This is a genomic window from Aquirufa antheringensis, from assembly GCF_004307425.1.
Classification (GTDB): domain Bacteria; phylum Bacteroidota; class Bacteroidia; order Cytophagales; family Spirosomataceae; genus Aquirufa; species Aquirufa antheringensis.
The window spans coordinates 208,293-224,850 of record NZ_SEWZ01000003.1; the positions used below are offsets into that span (position 1 = coordinate 208,293).

General features: G+C 44.0%; 13 protein-coding genes. 7 read left to right on the plus strand and 6 right to left on the minus strand.

What is annotated here, in order from left to right; all coding sequences use genetic code 11:
• The first annotated feature begins 3 nt into the window (after nt 1-3).
• Both gldD and priA read left to right on the plus strand, forming a co-directional pair.
• Nucleotides 4-588, plus strand: coding sequence for a gliding motility lipoprotein GldD (gene gldD, locus EWU21_RS06725; RefSeq protein WP_130896050.1), 585 nt, complete (start codon nt 4-6; stop codon nt 586-588).
• The gene (gene priA / locus EWU21_RS06730) at nt 579-3,062 is read left to right on the plus strand and encodes a replication restart helicase PriA (protein WP_130896051.1); all 2,484 of its coding nucleotides are present in this window, start codon (nt 579-581) and stop codon (nt 3,060-3,062) included. The genes gldD and priA overlap by 10 nt, the downstream gene beginning before the upstream one ends.
• On the opposite strand, the gene EWU21_RS06735 is transcribed toward priA, so the two are convergent.
• Nucleotides 3,059-3,781, minus strand: coding sequence for a nitroreductase family protein (locus tag EWU21_RS06735; protein ID WP_130896052.1), 723 nt, complete (start codon nt 3,779-3,781; stop codon nt 3,059-3,061). The genes priA and EWU21_RS06735 overlap by 4 nt on opposite strands.
• A gap of 92 nt (nt 3,782-3,873) precedes the next feature.
• On the opposite strand from EWU21_RS06735, the gene EWU21_RS06740 reads away from it, so the two are divergent.
• Both EWU21_RS06740 and obgE read left to right on the plus strand, forming a co-directional pair.
• Nucleotides 3,874-4,443 (plus strand): adenylate kinase, encoded by a 570-nt coding sequence (locus tag EWU21_RS06740; protein ID WP_130896053.1) that lies wholly within the window; start codon nt 3,874-3,876, stop codon nt 4,441-4,443.
• Between the two features lie 13 nt (nt 4,444-4,456).
• Complete coding sequence (gene obgE, locus EWU21_RS06745) at nt 4,457-5,551, plus strand: GTPase ObgE (RefSeq protein WP_130896054.1); 1,095 nt, start codon at nt 4,457-4,459, stop codon at nt 5,549-5,551.
• On the opposite strand, the gene EWU21_RS06750 is transcribed toward obgE, so the two are convergent.
• The 5 genes from EWU21_RS06750 to EWU21_RS06770 form a co-directional block, all read right to left on the minus strand.
• Complete coding sequence (locus tag EWU21_RS06750) at nt 5,543-6,454, minus strand: SDR family oxidoreductase (RefSeq protein ID WP_130896055.1); 912 nt, start codon at nt 6,452-6,454, stop codon at nt 5,543-5,545. The genes obgE and EWU21_RS06750 overlap by 9 nt on opposite strands.
• Complete coding sequence (hemC, locus tag EWU21_RS06755) at nt 6,451-7,377, minus strand: hydroxymethylbilane synthase (protein ID WP_130896056.1); 927 nt, start codon at nt 7,375-7,377, stop codon at nt 6,451-6,453. Before hemC ends, EWU21_RS06750 begins: the two co-directional genes overlap by 4 nt.
• 1 nt (nt 7,378) lies before the next feature.
• Nucleotides 7,379-8,509, minus strand: coding sequence for a DNA polymerase III subunit delta' (holB, locus tag EWU21_RS06760; protein ID WP_130896057.1), 1,131 nt, complete (start codon nt 8,507-8,509; stop codon nt 7,379-7,381).
• Between the two features lie 26 nt (nt 8,510-8,535).
• A complete protein-coding gene (locus tag EWU21_RS06765; protein WP_130896058.1) occupies nt 8,536-9,615 on the minus strand; it encodes a hypothetical protein in 1,080 nt (359 codons plus the stop codon).
• Nucleotides 9,616-9,687: 72 nt separating this feature from the next.
• Nucleotides 9,688-9,927 carry a type B 50S ribosomal protein L31 gene (locus EWU21_RS06770; RefSeq protein WP_130896059.1) on the minus strand — a complete coding sequence of 80 codons (240 nt, stop codon included), beginning with the start codon at nt 9,925-9,927 and terminating at the stop codon, nt 9,688-9,690.
• A 532-nt stretch (nt 9,928-10,459) separates the two neighbouring features.
• Here EWU21_RS06770 and EWU21_RS06775 point away from each other — a divergent pair.
• From EWU21_RS06775 to EWU21_RS06785, 3 genes are all read left to right on the plus strand, one after another.
• Nucleotides 10,460-12,910, plus strand: a complete 2,451-nt coding sequence (locus EWU21_RS06775; RefSeq protein WP_130896060.1) for a ribonucleoside-diphosphate reductase subunit alpha — start codon at nt 10,460-10,462, stop codon at nt 12,908-12,910.
• 80 nt (nt 12,911-12,990) lie between these two features.
• Nucleotides 12,991-13,632 carry a lysoplasmalogenase gene (locus EWU21_RS06780; protein ID WP_161566486.1) on the plus strand — a complete coding sequence of 214 codons (642 nt, stop codon included), beginning with the start codon at nt 12,991-12,993 and terminating at the stop codon, nt 13,630-13,632.
• A 3-nt stretch (nt 13,633-13,635) separates the two neighbouring features.
• On the plus strand, nt 13,636-16,557 hold the full coding sequence (locus EWU21_RS06785; protein WP_130896062.1) for an FAD-binding and (Fe-S)-binding domain-containing protein: 2,922 nt from the start codon (nt 13,636-13,638) through the stop codon (nt 16,555-16,557).
• The last annotated feature ends 1 nt before the right edge of the window (nt 16,558 follow it).

Here is a 16,558-nt window from a genome sequence, read left to right on the forward strand (position 1 = left end):
AATATGCGTCTTTTTCTCCTAGGTTTTATCTTGACCTTGTTTTCCTGTGGAACGGCCTCAGAGGAAGAGAATACGGCTATGCCGCGCCCTAGAGGATTTCCTGCGATGGAGATTCCATCCCATCAATACCAATCTTTGGAAAAAGGGCATCCGTTCAGCTTTGAATTATCGAAGCAAGCAGTAATCAAAAAAGATACGTTTGCGTTGGCCGAACCCCATTGGATGTATATCTATTATCCACGTTGGGATGCATTTATCCAGTTAACGTATAAATCGGTGGAAGGTGATCGGAAACGATTGGATAAGATGATCCGAGATTCCTATGTTTTAGCCTCTAAACACCAGATGAAGGCGAACCGCATTGAGGATGCGATTTTGACCACACGTGATGGTCGTAAAGCTACCGTCATCGAATTAGAGGGTGAAGTGGCTACTCCTTTTCAGTTTTTTGCCACGGATAGTACGACGCATTTTTTACGTGGCGCAGTCTATTTAAACACGGCGACGAAAAATGATTCATTGGCTCCCGTTATTCGATATCTGAAGCAAGATGCGATTCACCTGATTCAGACTTTGCGATGGAAATAGGGGAAGAGAGAACGGTTTTTGTGGATGCCTTGCTTCCGCTTCCTATCCCTCGGTATTTTACGTACCGGGTGCCTCGGGAATGGGCAGGTTTTGTCCAAGCTGGATTGCGGGTGGTGGTGCCTTTTGGGACGAAGAAAGTCTTGACGGGTGTTATTGTCACGGTTCATCACAATCCACCCAAGCAATACCAAGCTAAATATGTATTGGAGATTTTAGACGATGCTCCCCTGGTGACCTCTTCTCAAATCGCTCTTTTTCAATGGGTAGCAGATTATTATATGTGCTATCCGGGGGAAGTATTTCAAGTCGCTTTACCGGCGGGTTTGAAGATTTCAAGCCAATCAAAGGTACAAGCGAATCCAGAATTTTCGAGCCCTGAAACGTTGACAGAAAAAGAGTTAGCTCTGTATGTCGAGATCCGCGATAAAGGTGCTATGAGCTATGATGAGCTGGCCAAATTTGCCGAAGTCAAAAGCCCTTATCACCTCATTAAAGCCTTAGTGGGCAAGGATGCGGTGATTATTTTTGATGAGCTAAAAGACCGCTACACCCCTAAAGTGCAGCGCAAGGTGCGGCTTGCCTCTGCTTTTGAGGATAAATTAGTATTGACGGATCTAATCCAATCGCTAGAGGAGAAACCGAAGCAGATGGCGATATTATTGCATTATCTGCAATATATTCCAGTGCTCAGAAGCCCAGAAATGAATCAAAAAGGCCTCGCTAAAAACAGTTTTAGTCAAGCCGGATTATCAGAGAGTTCATTGCAGACCTTAGTCAAGAATCAGGTCTTTGAAATTTTCGATGTCGTTGTTTCACGCTTCGATGAAGCGGATGAAAATTTTGTGCCTTCAAGCTTTACCTTGAACGCTCCACAAGAAAAGGCCTACCAGTCTATTTTGAGTCAATTTCAAGAGAAAGATGTCGTATTGCTTCACGGAATCACAGGTTCGGGAAAGACCGAGATTTACATCAAACTGATTCAAGAAGCCTTGGCGAATGGAGATCAAGTCTTGTATTTGCTTCCTGAGATTGCGTTAACAACCCAAATAGTCGTTCGATTGAAGCGGATTTTTGGAGAGCAAGTAGGTATTTATCATTCCAAATTCTCAGATAACGAGCGAGTGGAAGTATGGAAATCCATCGTGGAAGGAAAATATCCGTTCGTGGTAGGAGTTCGTTCCTCCGTATTCTTACCGTTTAAGAATTTAGGGCTGATCATTATCGATGAGGAACACGAAACTTCCTTTAAGCAAGCGGATCCGGCTCCTCGCTACCATGCGCGGGATGTGGCGATCGTCTTAGCGCACCAGCAAAAGGCAAAAGTTTTGCTCGGCTCTGCGACACCATCGATGGAGACCTATTATCAGGCCAAACAAGATAAGTACGGTCTAGTAGTCTTGAAAGAGCGTTTTGGGGCAGCACAATTGCCTGCGATGCATTTGATTGATACGAAATATGCAAACCGGATGAAGCAGATGAAAGGCGGATTTTCGGTGGATTTGATTGAAGTGTTGGCGGAGAATTTAAAGCAAGGAAAACAGAGTTTATTGTTCCAAAACCGCCGCGGCTATTCCCCTTATCTCCAATGCCAGGACTGCGATTGGATTGCGACCTGCCATCAATGTGATGTCTCGTTAACTTACCACGCCCGAGAACAAGAGTTGCGTTGCCATTATTGTGGTCACCATGAATCCTTGCTTCATCGTTGTGGAGCTTGCGGTTCAGCCCAGTTGAAAACGATGGGCTACGGAACGGAAAAACTCGAAGAAGAATTGCAATTACACCTTCCGGATGCGCGCGTAGCCCGGATGGATTTAGACACGACGCGTTCGAAGACTGCCTTCACAAGTTTGATCACCGAAATCCAGAAAGGTCAGGTAGACGTTTTAGTGGGAACGCAAATGGTGGCTAAAGGCCTCGATTTCGACGGACTATCCTTAGTCGCTATCTTCGATGCAGATAAGATTATCAACTTTCCAGACTTTAGGGCCCATGAACGTGGATTTCAATTAATCACCCAAGTGGCTGGTCGTGCTGGCCGCCGTGAAGTGCAGGGACAAGTGTACATTCAAACGAATCAACCCACGCATCGCCTGTTTACCTATATTCAGGAGGGAAATTACGAGCAATTGTATGCAGACGAGATGATCGAGCGGGAAGGCTACCATTATCCCCCATTTACGCGCTTAATTAAGTTAGTGATGCGCCATTTCGAAGCGCGCAATGTGGAAACCGCGGCAAAGGATTTAGGTCAATTGTTGAAGGCCAAATTTGGCAATGGACGCGTCCTAGGACCAGAAAAGCCCTTGATTGAACGCATTCGGAATCAATATGCCATGGAGATTCTGATCAAGCTAGAGAAAGGTGTGGCGTTAGCCGCCTTCAAAAAGCAGCTCCGCGAAGAGTTAGATACCCTTAGCACGAAGCCTGCTTTTAAAGGTGTTCAAATTATTGTAGACGTTGACTGCAATTAACGCACGTGTACCACTTCCTCGTAAGGAACTCTGAAGCGAGGTCCCCACACGCCTTCTTCTGTTCCCTTACCCACCGAAATGATCATGTTGATTTCTGCTCCAGCAGGGAGATGTAAGTGTTTCTTCACACGCTGTGCGTCAAATCCTTCCATTGGACAAGATTCGAAACCTTCAGCGGCGATTGATAACATAAAGGTTTGCGCGGCTAAAGCACAAGATTTGTGGACCATCACGCGTTGATCAGCTTTTCCTCCAAAACGCATCATCGGTTTTCTTAATCCCATCCAGAAACAGATGTTCCAACGAATGAACGTAGAAATACCCAAGATATCGTTGCGGTATAAAAGCGGAATAAGCTTGCCATAATACTCTAGGCCTCTCTTTTGCATCTTCGTGGGCTCTCCTTCGATGGAATCTTGCACTAATTTTAAGTTCCAAGCCGCTCTTTGTTTCCAAAGATCCTGACGTGTCACAAATACGACCAAGTGGGCGGTGTCTTTAGCGGCAGATTGTCCTAGACAAAGCTGATGGAATGCTTTCTTTTCTTCTTCACTTTTGATCCAATAGAACTCCCAAAGCTGCATATTGCTACTATTAGGGGATAAAATGGAACGTTGTAAGCTGCGTTCAATGATGGCGTCGTCCACTTTTACGGAGGGGTCAAAGCGTCTATTGGAACGTCTTTTCTGTATTATTTCTTCAAATTGGGTTGAAAGCATTTCTCTTTTTTATGCCAAATATAGCAGAAAATCCCTGCTTTTGCCTCTGATTTGATTACCTTTGTGGTTCGAAATAATTAACCCACATTTATATGCTTAATCTTGTTTTATTTGGGCCTCCAGGGGCAGGCAAAGGCACTCAGTCCGCAAAATTAATTGCGAAATACGGTTTAATCCATTTGTCTACAGGTGATTTACTACGTGCTGAAATTTCTGCAGGTACGACTTTAGGCTTGGAAGCAAAGAAATTAATGGATCAGGGAATCTTGGTGCCGGATGCAGTTGTGATCGGAATGATCGAGAATAAATTGAACGAGAATAAGGAGGCAGCGGGTTTTATTTTTGATGGTTTTCCTAGAACGGAGGCGCAAGCTCAAGCTTTGGATAACTTATTAGCGGGTCATCAACTGGCGATTAATCACATGATTGCCTTAGAGGTGAGCGAAGAAGAATTAACACAACGCTTGTTAGAGCGCGGTAAGACTTCTGGACGTCCAGATGATCAGAACGAAGAATTAATACGCAAACGCGTACAAGAATACGGCGAAAAAACAGCTCCAGTGGCTGGTTATTACGCTGCACAAAACAAATTCTCAGGAATTAATGGTATTGGCGAAATTGAGGAGATTTTCTCTCAAATCATCGCCATTATCGAAGCTTAATTAATACAATAGAATGACATCTAACTTCATTGACTACGTCAAAATCAATTTACGTTCCGGCCGAGGAGGAAGCGGTTCATCCCATTTTCGGAGGGAAAAACACGTGCCTAAAGGGGGACCAGATGGAGGTGATGGCGGTCGTGGAGGTCATATATACCTAGTAGGAAGTACGCAACTTTGGACCTTGATTCACTTAAAATACCAGAAGCATATTATTGCTGATAGTGGAAACGGTGGCGAAGGTGGACGTCGTTCCGGTGCAGAGGGAGAAGATGTTTTCATCCAAGTGCCTTTAGGAACCATCGTGAAAAATGCGGAAACGAACGAGTTTATTGCGGAAGTAACCGAAGAAGGCCAAAAGATTTTAGTCCTTCCTGGTGGTCGTGGAGGTCTAGGTAATCACAATTTTAAGTCATCCACTAATCAATCCCCACGCCATGCCCAGCCGGGTGAAGCGGGTTTAGATGTGTGGGTAGTGATGGAATTGAAAGTATTAGCGGATGTAGGTTTAGTGGGTTTCCCAAATGCGGGAAAGTCAACGCTTTTATCCGTTCTTTCTGCTGCCACTCCTGAAATTGCAGACTATCCTTTCACCACGTTAGTTCCTCAATTAGGGGTAGTCGAATACCGGGACGAAAAGTCCTTTGTGGTGGCTGATATTCCTGGTATTATTGAGGGGGCTTCTGAAGGTAAGGGTTTGGGATTGAGATTCTTACGACATATTGAGCGTAACTCGATTTTATGTTTTTTGATACCATCGGACGCGGAGAATTGGGGTGAAGAATACCGAATTTTGACAGGCGAATTAGAGAAATACAATCCAGAATTATTAGGAAAACGTCGCGTGATCGTGGTCTCTAAGATGGACCTTTCGATTCCGGAAATGGAAGAGGAAATGCGCGAAAGTTTGCCTAAAGATATCCCGGTTTTATTGATTTCTTCGGTGACTCAGGAAGGAATTCAAGAATTGAAAGACTTGCTTTGGGCGACCTTATTAGATGAAAATAAAGATTTTGGAAAGATAAAGGAGGCACCTCTTCTTTTAGATCTGCCCGTGGTAAATCCGATGGCAGATGAAATGATGGAAGATCCTGAAGCTTTAGACTAAATCAGCTACTTGCTGCGCCATTAAGGTGATACCTTCTTGAAAAGTTCTAGGTGCATAACCTAGGACTTTTTTTGCTTTATCGAGCACAAAGCCTGTGCGAGCTGGTCTTTTTGCCGTTTGTTGGAAGGTGGAAGAATCGGCTTTTTGCAATAAGGATTTGTCCAAACCATAATAATCTGCCGTCATCACTGCCATTTCATAGGGAGTTAAGAAATCAGATCCGGAGATGTTAAAAATGCCTTCCACTTCGTCTTTTGCTAGTAACCAGCAGCCTATTGCTAAATCTTCCGCTAGGGTAGGCGTACGGAACTGATCTGTCACGACTTGGATTGTTTTTCCTTCTTCGAGAGATTTTTTCACCCAAAGCACAATATTAGAACGGCTCATGTCCGGCACAATGCCATACACTAAAACGGTACGCGCAATGCTCCAGCGAATGGTAGAATCAAATAATAATTGCTCTGCTTTCAACTTACTTTCGCCATAATAGGAGATGGGGTTTGCGATGCCCTCTTCCGTATAGGGTCCATCTGCACCGTCAAAAATAAAGTCAGTCGATAGATGGCATAAATAACTGTTATGCTTTTCGCAGGCCTGAATGATAAAAGCCACCGCATCTACGTTTAATAAATCACAACCTTCCTGATCCGTTTCGCAGGTGTCGACATTCGTCATGGCAGCCGTGTGAATCACTATTTCTGGCTTGAATTGATCGAAAACGGCGTTTACTTCCTCTTGATCGGTAATGTCTAGGGACGCATAGGTATAGCCATCGGTAACAGGCAAACGATTAACTCCACGAGCGGTAGCGATTAAATCGACATTCGCTTGTTTGCGTAGAAGTTCGACGAGTTTTTGGCCTAATAAACCATTAGAACCTGTGATTAATAGGCGTTTTTTCATGACCCTAATTGCTGTCTGATTTTTCGTAATAATTGATGAGCTCCTAAATGGATTAACTCCATTGCGACTTCTTTTCCTAGTAAAGTAGGATCTATTCCTGCTGCGGAATGGAAAATATTTTCGATTCCATCGAGGCTAAGTACGCCCGCATGCAAACTTAGTTTATCTCCCACCAGCTGTGCGTGCCCATACACGGGTACGCTACAACCGCCTTCTAAATGCGCTAATAAATGCCTTTCAGCTAATAAGGCAGCCTCTGTTGCGGGGTGGTTGCAAGCTTTACGTACGAGAGCTTTAATGCTAGCGTCTAATGACACGGCACATTGAATCGCCACCGACCCTTGCCCCACTGCCGGGACAAATTGATCTAAGCTCAGGTGTTGTGTGATATACGATTCCATTTCCATTCGATGGACTCCAGCGTATGCCAAAAGCATCGCATCGCAATCCCCGTTTTTTAATTTCTCCAAACGCGTCTGCAGATTGCCCCGCATTTCTACTGCGGTATGCTGTGGGTAGAAATGGCTCAAGAAGGCGCGTCTGCGCGTGGAAGAAGTGCCGATGCGCAAAGGTTCGCTTGAGGCTAAGGTTTTTGCTGGATCTAGGCTTAAAACGACATCCTGGGCCGCCTCGCGCTCCGTGAAGGCGATTAACTCCAGTTCTACTGGTAGATGCGAAGGCAAATCCTTCGCGGAATGCTGTGCGATATCGATTTCACCCGCACAAAGCATCGCCTCTAATTCTTCTGTAAATACTCCCTTTGATCCGATTTTAGACAAGGAACGATCCAAAATCTGATCCCCTTTCGTCGTTATTGCCACGATTTCATAGCCCAATCCCTGCGTAGCGAGTAAGGCACCCACATGGTGTGCCTGCCAAAGCGCCAAAGCCGAATTTCGAGTACCAATGCGAATCGTTTTCATATTAGGAGTTTTTCGCGTGGAAAACGCGTAATAAATAAAGGGATAGATCGAGATGCACCATCTTAGCCCGCGCATTGCGTTCTAAATGGTAGTGCACTTCGGATATTTTCTCCGTCATCGCCGCAATCTTATCCGTACTCAAGGTCTTGGAGAAATTATCCACAAAGGCTTTTTCTTTTTCTAATGACTTGATCAGGCTGCTCGCATCCGAAATTTGGTACAAACATTGTCTGAAAATATGGAGGCTATAACTTAAGATGCCTTTCTGGTTTTCCTTGGCTAAACCGTCGAATTGGTCCGCTAATTGCACTAATTTGGATAGATTTCGGGCATAAATGGCGCGCATCCACTCCGCAAACCAGGTTGTGGTACTTAAGTTGTCAGAGTTCGATTTCTCCAAAGCCTCGGAGATATTTCCCTCGCAATTCACGGCAATTTGATGGGCTTTTTCGGCGTCAATGTCTGCTTTTTGGACTAAATAATCGGCTAAATCTTCTACCTCCACGGCACCCACACTGAGGCGCTGCGTTCTAGAGATAATAGTCGTCAATAATTTGTCCGGTTCCGCGCAAACTAAGATAAACAAGGTCGAACTAGGGGGTTCTTCCAAGGTCTTCAATAAGGCATTTCCGGCTGAAGCATTTAGGGTCTCTGGGTTCCAAAGCATCACCACCTTAAAGGGCGCCTCAAAGGGTTTTAAGCTAATTTTTTGGACTAATTTCCGGGTCTCCTCCACCGGAATATTTCCTTGGCGATTCCCCTCTGCTCCCATATAGCCGAGCCATTCAGGCAAGGTTCTAAAGTAAGATTCTTGAATAAATTTCCGCCAATCGGGCAAGTAAGCATCCGATTCGGCCTCTTTGATTTTTTTCGTGATGACGGTGGGGTAGACGTACACTAAATCGGGGTGAACGCCGCGTTGCAATTTCTGGCAACTGGGACAAACGCCACAGGAATCGGTGTCTGTTCGATTCGTACAGAATAAATAGGTAACAAAAGCATGCGCCATCGCGAGCTGAGCTCCTCCCGGAGGACCAACGAATAATTGTGCATGGGCGATGTGTTGATTTTGCACCGCTTGCGATAAAGTTTTCTTGGTTTTTTGAAGACCTGGAATGTCTTGAAATCGCATGAATAGGGCTTTTGTAAAAGAAAGAACTAATTTCGGAAAGATGTGTCCGCTTTCCAAATTTCTTCCATGCTTTGGCGTAGATTTTCGGGGATTTCCTGATTTTTCAATTTGATCCAGGCACAAGCAGAAGCAAAGGCTTTTTCGAAATCAAAAGCACGTAACGCAGGATACTCTCCAAAGCTAAACGACGGGATGTAACGCGGCGGAAAACCGATGCTGGAAAGATTGCAATGACTTCCGATAACGGTTCCGGTGTTCAGATTCGTTCCTACGCCGGTGGTGACATAGTCGCCGATGATTTGGCCTACAGATTTAATTCCTGTATTTCGCGGCGCTTTCAACAAATAGTCATACAAAGAAACCGGTAGGATATCATTGCGCAGGTTAGAGCCGTTCGTTAGAGCCCCTAGATTTGAGAAGGATCCCACGATTGAATTACCTAAATACCCATCGTGTGCCTTATTGCTGAAGGGAAAGAAAATGCTATGGTTAATTTCTCCACCTACTTTGCAGCCTGGGCCTATCGTGGTGTTCGGGCGGATCTTTGCTCCCATATTCGTCGTTGCGCCTTTTAGAAGCGCCGCAGGGCCCTGAATAAGCGTCCCTATTTGTATGTTTACGCCTTCTCCTATGTGTATGGGTCCATGGCTGGCATCTAAGATACTTCCCTGCACCTGAGCAGTCGGATGAATATAGATGTGCTCCGCTGAGATAAAGGTGTTGTTTCCGGGAGCGGGGTTATTCCCATTTATTTCTGCTCGTAAAAAATCGGCTTGGTACGTGAGTAATTCTTCTGGATGCTGTAGGAAAGGGAGCGGTTGTTCTATGGGTAGGGTGCCTTTTCCTTTTTTGGCCAAAATACGACCTGCTGACACATAGCAACTATCCTGCGGCAATCGGTCTAAAAGGGCAAAAGTGGATGCCAAAGGAAGCACAGCGCTAAGCACCTCAATTTCCGCTTGATCAGTGTTTGAAACACGTGTAGGCCATTTGCTTTCTAGGCTACTAGTGCCCACCCACAATTCAGCGACCGAACGGTGTTGTGTGAGTGGCTGGAGCGCCTGTTTTAAGGCTACATCTTCGAATAAATAGACCTTGAGCTGCATAGGACAAATCTAGGATAAAAAAAGCCTTCCCCCAAAAATGGAAGAAGGCTTTTCGTATGGGCGCTGGGAAAATTACTTCGCGTAACGCTTGTTGAATTTGTCCACACGTCCTGTTGTATCTAACAATACGTTCTTACCTGTATAGAATGGGTGAGATTGAGATGAAACCTCTAATTTGTATACTGGGTACGTAGCTCCTTCGAATTCTGTGGTTTCCGTAGTGGCAACACATGAACGAGTTAAAAACTTGTAATCAGCTGATAGATCGTGAAATACAACTTCTTTGTATTCTGGGTGGATATCTTTTTTCATGATAATGGATAATAGACGATTCCCTGCCGTCTTGTTTACATTTGTTTTCCAAAGGGGATATTTGGACCTTACAATAAGGGATGCAAAATTACAAAATGAATTCTATTTTCCAAGTATTTACCTTAACAAAATTTTAGAGATTTCCATCGCCTTTTTTGCGAGATAAAATTTTACAAAATATTTTTTTAGTACTTTTCTAAGAAGCAATCCCGCTAATGAATTGAGAGGCGGGGGTTTGCATGTGGTATTTCAAATACGTCCTTTTTTTATATTTTTTTGGGCTAAAAATAGTTTGCAAGACGGCTGCTTTTTTTCTAATTTTACCAAGAGCACAATCAGCCAAAGATGCTTCAATTTTTGGTTTAGGAAAGCATAAAAACAAAACCGCCACGCACTCAATTTGTTAGCACAAAAAGAGGCATAAAGCTAAGAAAAAACTTCTCTTAACACGGGAGATCTTTTGCCTTAATTTTAACTGGCAGTTTTTTATATACTAGTTCTGAAAGTTTTAAAATATAATAGATAGATACACATGTACGTAGTAAAAAGAGACGGTCGTCGCGAATCAGTAAAGTTTGACAAAATCACCGCCAGAATAGAAAAGCTGAGTTACAGCTTAGATCCATTTTTTGTTCAGCCTTTAGAGGTTGCCAGAAAAGTGATCACTGGTTTGTTTGATGGCGTTAAAACCACTGAGTTAGATAATTTAGCGGCTGAAACGGCTGCCTCTTTGACGACAAAACATCCAGATTATGCAGTCCTAGCGGCTCGTATCGCGGTTTCTAACTTACACAAGAACACATTGAAGTCCTTTTCGGCTACGATGAAGCGCTTGTATACGTATGTAGATCCTAAGACGGGTTTGAATGCTGCCCTCCTTTCGAAAGAGGTATATGATATCATTAAAAACAATGCCGTTGAATTAGATGAAGCAATTATCTATGATCGCGACTTTGGCTACGATTATTTCGGTTTCAAAACCTTAGAGAAATCCTATCTATTAAAACTGGACGGTCAGATCGCAGAACGCCCTCAACATATGTTGATGCGTGTGGCGGTAGGTATCCACGGAGCTGATATTGCAGCGGCGATTGAGACCTATAATTTACTATCTGAGCGTTGGTTCACTCACGCAACTCCGACCCTCTTTAATGCGGGTACTCCTAAGCCTCAATTATCGTCTTGTTTCTTGCTTACTATGCAGGATGATTCGATCGAAGGAATCTATGATACATTGAAGCAAACAGCTAAGATATCACAGTCTGCAGGAGGTATTGGATTAAGCATCCATAACATCCGTGCAACAGGCTCTTATATCAAGGGTACGAATGGTACTTCAAATGGTATTATCCCAATGTTACGCGTATTTAACGATACAGCTCGTTATGTGGATCAAGGGGGTGGAAAACGCAAAGGAAGCTTCGCTATTTACTTAGAGCCATGGCACGCAGACGTGTTTGAATTCCTAGAATTGAAGAAGAATCATGGTAAAGAAGAAATGCGTGCGCGTGATTTGTTCTACGCCCTTTGGATTCCCGATTTATTCATGAAGCGTGTAGAGAATAACGAAGAGTGGTCTCTATTCTGCCCTCACGAGTGTCCAGGTTTAGCGGATACACACGGAGCTGAATTCGAAGCCTTGTACGAGAAATACGAATTAGCTGGTAAAGCTCGTACAGTTGTAAAAGCACAAGAATTATGGTTTAAGGTATTAGAATCTCAAACAGAGACAGGGACGCCCTACATGTTGTTTAAAGACCATGCGAACAACAAGTCAAACCAAAAGAACTTAGGTACTATTAAGTCTTCGAACTTATGTACAGAGATCATAGAGTATACAGCGAAAGATGAAGTAGCGGTTTGTAACTTAGCTTCTTTAGCACTACCTAAATATGTGAACGCTGACGAAAACGGTGTTTTACGTTTTGATCACAAGAAATTATACGATGTGACGAAGATTGCAACACGCAATTTGAACAAGATCATCGATGTGAACTACTACCCAGTAAAAGAGGCGGAGAACTCTAATATGCGTCACCGTCCGATTGGTTTAGGTGTTCAAGGTTTAGCAGACGTATTCATTTTGTTACGTATGCCATTTGAATCAGCTGAAGCGCAACAATTAAATAAAGATATCTTCGAAACTATCTATTTCGCAGCGATGGAAACATCGATGGAATTAGCGAAAGTAGAAGGTCCGTATTCTACTTGGGAGGGTTCACCTATCTCGAAAGGAGTATTCCAATTTGATATGTGGAATGTAACTCCATCTTCAGGAAACTGGGATTGGGAAGATTTACGTTCGAAAGTAGTAGAGCACGGTGTGCGTAATTCCCTTTTAGTGGCTCCGATGCCTACGGCTTCTACTAGCCAGATTTTAGGAAACAACGAATGTTTCGAGCCTTATACATCGAACATTTATGCGCGTCGTGTATTGTCAGGTGAATTTGCGATCGTGAACAAGCACTTATTGAAAGACTTGATCAAATTGAACTTATGGAACGATTCCATGAAGAATAAGTTGATCATAGCAAACGGGTCAGTTCAAAACATTCCAGAAATTCCTCAAAACTTGAAAGAGTTATACAAGACGGTTTGGGAGATTAAGCAAAAGACCATTTTAGAGATGGCAGCTGATCGTGGAGCGTATATTTGCCAATCGCAAAGTTTAAATATCCACATCCAAGATGTGAACTTCGGTAAATTAACTTCGATGCACTTCCATGCTTGGAAGTTAGGCTTGAAAACAGGTATGTATTACCTACGTACGAAAGCTGCAACGGATGCGATCAAGTTCACTGTGGAGAAGCAAGCAGAACCAGCTATTGAGCAAACTAATTTAGTGAACGAGACGGAATTAGTGTACTCAGAAGCAGCAGCGAAAGCGGCGGCCGCTAGTTTTGATAATAGCGTAGATCAAAATAAAGCAGATATGACATGCTCTTTGGATAATCCAGATGCTTGTGAGGCTTGTGGATCTTGATCCACAACCGATCTGAACGGGAAAAATCACTTGACCATTTGTGTTGAGTGATTTTTTTTTGCCACCTAAAATCGTTGATGATGAAAAATATGTTTTTGAAATTGTTCTGGCTTGATGCAATCGTTGAGTTACTATCTCCCTTGCTTTTTGCCTCTCACCCCGAGGTACGTCTGGTCACCAAGCCCCTGCTGATGATCTTATTAATGGGTCATATCGCACAAGTAAATCCGAAGCCTGCTCTCTTTTTTACGGCCTTTTTCGCTCTGTTAGGCGATGTGTTTTTGATGCTTCCGGATAGCCCGCTGTATTTTCAGCTTGGTTTAGGTTCTTTTTTAATTATGCAGTTAAGCTATATTCGCTTATTCGCTAAAGAAGCCTCAGATGAGACTTGGGTGCCGGCCCATGCGCGAAAGCCTTTAGCTGGCATACTTATTTATGTGTTCTCGTTTTTAGCCTTTTTAAATCCTTATTTAGCCGGTGGAATGAAGATTCCGGTGACCTTGTACGCGTTTGCGTTAGGTTCCATGATGTACTTTGCGGTACGTATGCGAAACCAAACGATTGTCTTAGGGGCCTTTTTGTTTGTGGTTTCTGATAGCGTTTTGGCTTTTGGAAAGTTTTATTATTCTTTTCCTGGGATTTCCGTCGTGGTAATGGGTACTTATATAGTGGCTCAATTGCTACTAATCAGTGCTTTGTGTAAATTGCAACTTAAGAAATAAACCATGGCAACCCAAATCACCGACTCAATTCTCTCTTCTCTAGGTAGCACCTTACAAGGAACGCTTCATACGGATACCGTGATGAAGACTTTGTATGCGACGGATGCGTCAGCTTATCGCGAGATGCCTTTAGGGGTGGCGATTCCGGAGACTCAGGGAGATATAGAGAAAATTATTCGCTTTGCGGATAAGCACGCTATTCCTTTGATTCCACGTACAGCCGGAACCTCCTTAGCAGGCCAAGTGGTGGGAAAGGCCTTAGTGGTCGATGTGTCGAAGTTTTTTAACCGTATTTTAGAAGTAAATGCGGCCGAATCCTATGTGTGGGTAGAACCTGGGGTAGTGCGGGATGTCTTGAATGTGGAGCTGAAGAAACAGGGTTTGTTTTTTGGTCCAGAAACTTCTACGGCTAATCGTGCCATGATAGGTGGAATGGTAGGGAATAATTCCTGTGGCTCAAATTCTGTCGTCTATGGTTCCACCAGAGACCACATATTAGAGGTGGAAGGCTATTTGTCTGATGGTACACCTGTTCACTTTAAGTCGGAAGATCCCTTTGAGACGATAAAAACACTTACGCCAGGTTCTCGTTTGCATGGTATTTATGAGAAGACCCTAGCTGCCTTATCTGATCCGAAGCATCAGAAAAATATCACGGAGGAGTTTCCAAAACCAAGCATTGATCGTCGTAATACAGGTTATGCCGTGGATATGTTGTTGCATACGAATGCTTTTGAGCAGACAGATGCACCATTTAATTTCTGTTCGCTTTTGGCGGGCTCTGAAGGTACGCTTTGCTTTGCCACACGCATTAAGTTGCATGTCGATGTCTTGCCTCCCGCACATTTAGGCTTAGTTTGTGGTCACTTTAATACCATCGATGAAGCTTTACGTGCAAATTTAATTGCCTTGCAATTCAATCCATCTGCCTCCGAGTTGATGGATCATTATATTTTAGAGTGTACGAAAGCGAATCCAGAACAACGCCAAAACCGCTTCTTCGTGGAGGGCGATCCCGGAGCCATTCTGGTCGTGGAATTGCGTTCTGATTCAGCCGAAGATTTAGCCTCACAAGCGCAAGCCTGCGAGGCAGCGATGCGAAAAGCGGGTTTGGGCTATCATTTTCCGTTTGTGACAGGTGGGGATGTGAAGAAGGTTTGGGATTTGAGAAAAGCAGGTTTAGGTCTACTCTCTAATTTGCCGGGCGACGAAAAAGCGGTAGCCGTAATCGAAGATACAGCGGTAGATGTGAATGATTTGCCGGCCTTTATTGCTGAATTCAACGAGATTTTACAAGCGAATAACCTGTATTGTGTGCACTATGCACATGCGGGATCAGGGGAGTTGCACTTGCGCCCCATTATTAATTTAAAAACCAAAGAAGGGCATCAGCAATTCCGCCATATTGCAGAGGAGATCGCTCGACTTGTGAAGAAATTTAAGGGTTCTCTTTCTGGGGAACACGGCGATGGACGTCTGAGAGGAGAGTTTATCCCTTGGATGGTAGGAGAGGAGAATTACCAATTGATGCGGGAATTGAAGTCTTGGTGGGATCCGAAAGGAATATTTAATCCCAATAAGATCGTAGATACACCTCCGATGGATACGTTTTTGCGTTACGAAGCCGGTCAGCAAACTCCTGAATTTAAAACCGCTTTCCGTTTCAAGGATCAAGATGTTTTGCAGCATGCGGAGCAATGTAATGGATCTGGAGACTGTCGCAAAACGCCTATTTCAGGGGGGACGATGTGTCCATCTTTTATGGCGACCAGAAATGAAAAAGAAACGACACGTGCCCGCGCAAATATTCTTCGCGAGTTTTTAACACGCTCAGAACAGCCTAATCGCTTTGCTCACGAGGAGATAAAGGAAGTGATGGACCTATGTTTGGCCTGCAAAGGTTGCAAGGCTGAGTGTCCATCGAATGTGGACGTGGCGAAATTAAAGATGGAGTTCTTGTACCAGTACCAAAAAGAAAAGGGGCTTCCTTTGCGTTCTTGGTTAGTGGGCAACTTTGCGAAGCTATCTAACATAGCCTCTTATGTTCCTTTCTTGTATAATGTGGTGATGGGGACGCCGGCGATTCGACGTATTTCTAACGCCCTAGTAGGTTTCCACCCGGATCGCACGATGCCTCTCATGGCAAAGCAGACTTTGTGGTCTTGGTTAAAGGCGCGTACTAGCCCAGTTCAATCAAAATCGGTTTACCTGTTTGTCGATGAGTTCACGAATTTCAATGATGCTGAAATAGGTCGCACGGCCGTTTTGTTGTTAGAGCGTTTAGGTTATGAAGTTAAGACGATTCCACATCCGATTTCAGGCAGAGCCTACTTGTCCAAAGGTATGCTGGACGAGGCGCGTGTACTAGCCATGCAAAATGTGCGCTTATGGTCATCGTTGATCTCAGAAAATACGCCTTTGGTAGGTATTGAACCATCTGCCATATTGACCTTCCGTGATGAATATCCGGATTTAGTGTCGGATGAATGGGTAGTGAAGGCGCAGGATTTAGCCAAAAATACCTTATTGCTCGAAGAATTTATTGCAAGAGAGGCGGATGCCAAACGGATCACATCTGCGGCATTTAACTCAGATAAGAAGCTGATGAAATTGCATGGGCATTGTCAACAAAAGGCGATTTCATCCCTTGTAGCAGCTAAGAAAGCACTATCCTTGCCAGAGAACTTCGAGGTGCAATTAATTCCTTCAGGATGTTGTGGAATGGCCGGATCTTTCGGTTATGAGAAAGAACATTACGATTTATCGATGCAGATAGGGGAATTAGTTTTATTTCCTACCGTGCGTGCTCAGCCGGAAGAGGTAGATATTGTGGCATCTGGAACCAGTTGTCGCCATCAAATTCATGATGGAACTAAGCGGCATGCGAAGCATGCCGCGGAGATCCTGTATGCCGCTTTAAAATAAG

Coding starts and splice junctions, on each gene's coding strand:
- gldD (WP_130896050.1), top strand. CDS start 4: ATGCGTCTTTTTCTCCTAGGTTTTATCTTGACCTTGTTTTCCTGTGGA.
- priA (WP_130896051.1), top strand. CDS start 579: ATGGAAATAGGGGAAGAGAGAACGGTTTTTGTGGATGCCTTGCTTCCG.
- EWU21_RS06735 (WP_130896052.1), bottom strand. CDS start 3,781: ATGCTTTCAACCCAATTTGAAGAAATAATACAGAAAAGACGTTCCAAT.
- EWU21_RS06740 (WP_130896053.1), top strand. CDS start 3,874: ATGCTTAATCTTGTTTTATTTGGGCCTCCAGGGGCAGGCAAAGGCACT.
- obgE (WP_130896054.1), top strand. CDS start 4,457: ATGACATCTAACTTCATTGACTACGTCAAAATCAATTTACGTTCCGGC.
- EWU21_RS06750 (WP_130896055.1), bottom strand. CDS start 6,454: ATGAAAAAACGCCTATTAATCACAGGTTCTAATGGTTTATTAGGCCAA.
- hemC (WP_130896056.1), bottom strand. CDS start 7,377: ATGAAAACGATTCGCATTGGTACTCGAAATTCGGCTTTGGCGCTTTGG.
- holB (WP_130896057.1), bottom strand. CDS start 8,509: ATGCGATTTCAAGACATTCCAGGTCTTCAAAAAACCAAGAAAACTTTA.
- EWU21_RS06765 (WP_130896058.1), bottom strand. CDS start 9,615: ATGCAGCTCAAGGTCTATTTATTCGAAGATGTAGCCTTAAAACAGGCG.
- EWU21_RS06770 (WP_130896059.1), bottom strand. CDS start 9,927: ATGAAAAAAGATATCCACCCAGAATACAAAGAAGTTGTATTTCACGAT.
- EWU21_RS06775 (WP_130896060.1), top strand. CDS start 10,460: ATGTACGTAGTAAAAAGAGACGGTCGTCGCGAATCAGTAAAGTTTGAC.
- EWU21_RS06780 (WP_161566486.1), top strand. CDS start 12,991: ATGAAAAATATGTTTTTGAAATTGTTCTGGCTTGATGCAATCGTTGAG.
- EWU21_RS06785 (WP_130896062.1), top strand. CDS start 13,636: ATGGCAACCCAAATCACCGACTCAATTCTCTCTTCTCTAGGTAGCACC.